Raw genomic sequence first — 3,621 nt, 5'->3', positions numbered from 1 at the left:
TGCTGTTTCGCATCAGGGCAACGCTGCGATCATAATTCCCTTCCCTGACCATAACTTCAAGCCGGGGACCCAGGTGAAACCGGTTTGCTGCAGCCAGAAGAAGCATCAGAACAAACAGAGCCGTCTTAGCAAGCAATATTCCCCCCCAGGAGCTGTTGAATAAGGGGGTTAAGTTACCTTCAGCAATATACAGATAGTTGACCATCGCACTCAGGATCAGGGCTACAACAATCACCGTACCTGCCGTGGCAAATTTTGCCAGGGAGTCAGATATCACAATGACGCTCTGTGCATTGTGCGCGTTTCTGCGCATCAGCAGGATAGCAAATGCAACCAGAGCACCTGTCCAGGCACCTGCAGCGCCGAGATGAGTCAGATCGCTCAGTAAATGGAGATAGTAATGCAGACCGTCATGCATGACGGCGTGTCCTCCCCAGGCAAGTGTAGCCAGCGCCACGCCCCCACTCATCGTCATCAGCAGGCAGGACAATAGTCTCTTGTTAGTGTAAAGGAACAAAGCACCGAGAGTGATAAACAGTGCACAAAGTCTGACAATCCAGCTAATACCTACATCAGTTTCTTCTATAACCATCTCGATAATATGGATGGATAATTCCCTGAGATCAGTTACTCCGCTCATGGCATTAGATACCAGGAGCATATTAATGCCAGTAAGAATGATGCCTGCAACAACAGCAAAGGTTATAAACGACCTGAAATTAGTCAGGTTATACGTTTCATGTCTGACACCACTTAATCCATATATCTGAAAAAATGGCAATCCAAATATTACCATCAAATCAAGATAAAGAAGAAAACGAATAACAATCATAATCAGGTCGTTCATAATATTACTTCACTGTAAAGGTGTAATTACCGGTAATAGGGTGCGTATCTGAAGAAACTGCGCGCCAGTCAACACGATAAGTGCCAGCGGGTAAAGGTTCTCGCGGAATAATGACCATCGATTTAGGGTCAGCGCCTGGTGCCACTTTTGCCGCGACCGGCATCGGAGAATGTGATGACATACCTTTCATACCCGTCATCGTTAATTTTGCACCTGAGAATTTCACGGTCAGATCTTCCGAGAAATTAAGCTGAATCTTATCCGGGGCCGCTACGGCCGAATCAGCCTGTGGCACAGAGCTTTTTAATTCCGGATGGGCCATAGCAGAAAAAGCGACGCCCATAACCAGGCCACCTGTAAGAATGGCTTTATGTAAAATCGACATATTATTTACCTGTTTAGTTTAGTGTTTTAAGTCAACGCATTAAAACCAGATTCTGGCTCCCGCCAGGAATACTACCTGATGGTCTTTCTCACCCTCTCTTTTCGCCATATCGGACGTTTTCCCGTAAAGCTGATTCCAGGAGACGCCTATATAGGGTGCAAACTCACGGCGTATTTCGTAGCGCAGCCGAAGGCCCAGCTCTGTGTCAGCTAATCCTCTGCCGCGCTCCCGCGATTCATCATCCTGACTGTAGAGATTTACCTCATAGGATGGCTGGAGTATGAGCCGGTTAGTCAGTAAAACGTCGTATTCTCCCCCCAGACGGAGGGCTGCTTTTCCGTCATTACTGACAAAAGCCGTAATTTCAGACTCAAAATTATAGAGCGCGAGCCCCTGAAAACCGACAGCAGCCCAGGTCTGGGCTGAAGCAGGTCTGAAATCCTGTCTTACACCCGCAACCAAATCCCACCAGGGGCCAACCGCATGCCCCCAGAGTAGCTGGGCTTCTGCCGTCTCCGTTTTCCCCCCGCTTCGTTCGCCTTCACTCTTTAGCCAGAGCCGGTCAGTGTCGCCTCCAATCCAGCTGTTAACACTCCAGCTGAAATTATTGGTGTTATCCGACCGTTGCCATTCCAGTTGATCCAGCAAGACCAGATAATTAATCGCACTGTCGTGAATCGCATGCCCCGGTAAATTGCCGAATGCAGCCTTCCGGTCGGCATCGGTAACAGGCGGAATTGGCGTTCTGCTCTCAGTTACAATGGGCTCCATTGACGTCATCTCAGTGAAATTCTCATCTACCGGCATCTGCATGGAAGACATGTCGTGCCCGGCATGAGGATCTGCAGAGACGGAGCCCGCCGCAATAGAAAACGGTGAGGTAAACAAACCAGCGACCAGAACAGTTATGGCCTTAAAACTTCTCTTCATTCGCATCATTCCTCCACCCGGACTTCACGAAACATTCCCATTTCCATGTGATAGAGCAAATGGCAGTGATACGCCCAGCGGCCAAGCGCATCTGCTGTCACTCTGTAACTGCGTTTTGTACCAGGGGGAATATCTATTGTGTGTTTACGAACCATGAAATTACCGTTTTCATCTTCCAGATCGCTCCACATACCATGCAGGTGAATGGGGTGAGTCATCATGGTATCGTTGACCAGAGTGATCCTGAGTCGCTCACCGTATTTCAGCAGCACCGGTGCGGCATCTGAAAACTTGATTCCGTTAAATGACCAGGCAAACTTTTCCATGTGACCGGTTAAATGCAGTTCTATGGTGCGGCCAGGTTCACGTCCGTCAGGATCCTCAAAGCGGCTTTTCAAATCCGCGTACGTGAGAACCTTTCTTCCGTTATTTCGAAGACCGATACCCGGATCGTTTAATTTCGGAGAGACGCTCATCGCCTGCATATCAACCAGTGGGTTACCCGTTTCTGACGCAGGATGACTTTGCATACCCGGCATTCCGGCCATCTGGGAATGATCCATACCAGTCATGCTGCTGTGATCCATGGGTGCGGAGGATGTCCCGCTATCCGCAAGCTCAGCACCGTCCATAGACATCATCTCTCCGCTGTTATTCATGCCCCCCATCTGGCTGTGGTCCATTCCTGCCATATCATGCCCCATTCCTCCCATACCCATATCTTCCATGGTCAACAGAGGACGTGGATCCAGGGCGGGAACGGCAGCACTTAACCCCTCTCTCGTGGCCAGTGTCCCCCGAGCGTAGCCGGTCCTGTCCATGGATTGTGCGAAGATGGTATAGGCCTCACCCTGAGGCTCCACAATGACATCATAGGTTTCGGCAACGGCAATCCTGAATTCGTCAACGGTAACCGGGTTTACATACTGGCCATCTGCAGCCACGACCGTCATTTTCAGCCCGGGGATGCGGATATCGAAATAGGTCATTGCCGAACCGTTGATAAACCGTAAGCGTATCTTTTCACCGGGACGGAACAGCCCGGTCCAGTTTTTCAGCGGGGCCTGACCGTTCATGAGATAGGTGTAGGTGTAGCCACTGACATCCGCGAGGTCAGTCGGATTCATTTTCATTTCAGCCCACATTTTCCGATCGGCAATAGTGGCTGACAGCCCCCTGGTATTCACGTCGCGGAAAAAAGAGCCAATGGTTGGTTTATTGAAATTGTAGTAATCCGACTGTTTTTTTAATTTTTTCAGAAGACTGTGAGGATTTTCATCGGTCCAGTCAGACAACATGACCACGTGCTCACGATCGTAAGCAAACGGTTCCGGCTCCCTGGCATCGATGATAATGGCACCGTATACCCCCTCCTGTTCCTGCAGACCGGAATGGCTGTGGTACCAGTAAGTCCCGTTCTGCTTAACCTTAAAGGTGTAAACGTAGGTATCATCAGGCT

Annotated in this window: 4 protein-coding genes; all 4 read right to left on the bottom strand. The window is 49.7% G+C overall.

What is annotated here, in order from left to right:
• The coding region (pcoD, locus tag APU11_RS07470) for a copper resistance inner membrane protein PcoD (RefSeq protein ID WP_306420845.1) at positions 1–796 on the bottom strand (796 nt) is incomplete at its 3' end.
• 55 nt (positions 797–851) lie between these two features.
• Positions 852–1,232, bottom strand: coding sequence for a copper resistance system metallochaperone PcoC (gene pcoC / locus APU11_RS07465; RefSeq protein ID WP_032662224.1), 381 nt, complete (start codon positions 1,230–1,232; stop codon positions 852–854).
• Between the two features lie 39 nt (positions 1,233–1,271).
• Positions 1,272–2,162 (bottom strand): copper resistance protein B, encoded by an 891-nt coding sequence (locus APU11_RS07460; protein ID WP_072199631.1) that lies wholly within the window; start codon positions 2,160–2,162, stop codon positions 1,272–1,274.
• Positions 2,163–2,167: 5 nt separating this feature from the next.
• Positions 2,168–3,621 (bottom strand): multicopper oxidase PcoA (gene pcoA / locus APU11_RS07455; protein WP_060578372.1); only part of this gene is annotated, 1,454 nt, incomplete at its 5' end.

Origin of the sequence: Enterobacter sp. 50793107 (genome assembly GCF_001463365.1) — a bacterium.
Taxonomy (GTDB): domain Bacteria; phylum Pseudomonadota; class Gammaproteobacteria; order Enterobacterales; family Enterobacteriaceae; genus Enterobacter; species Enterobacter cloacae.
This window is presented reverse-complemented; position numbering and strand designations above follow the sequence as displayed.

Bases quoted from the DNA above. Each gene is read 5' to 3' on its own strand.
- APU11_RS07460 (WP_072199631.1), bottom strand. From the start codon at position 2,162: ATGAAGAGAAGTTTTAAGGCCATAACTGTTCTGGTCGCTGGTTTGTTT.
- pcoC (WP_032662224.1), bottom strand. From the start codon at position 1,232: ATGTCGATTTTACATAAAGCCATTCTTACAGGTGGCCTGGTTATGGGC.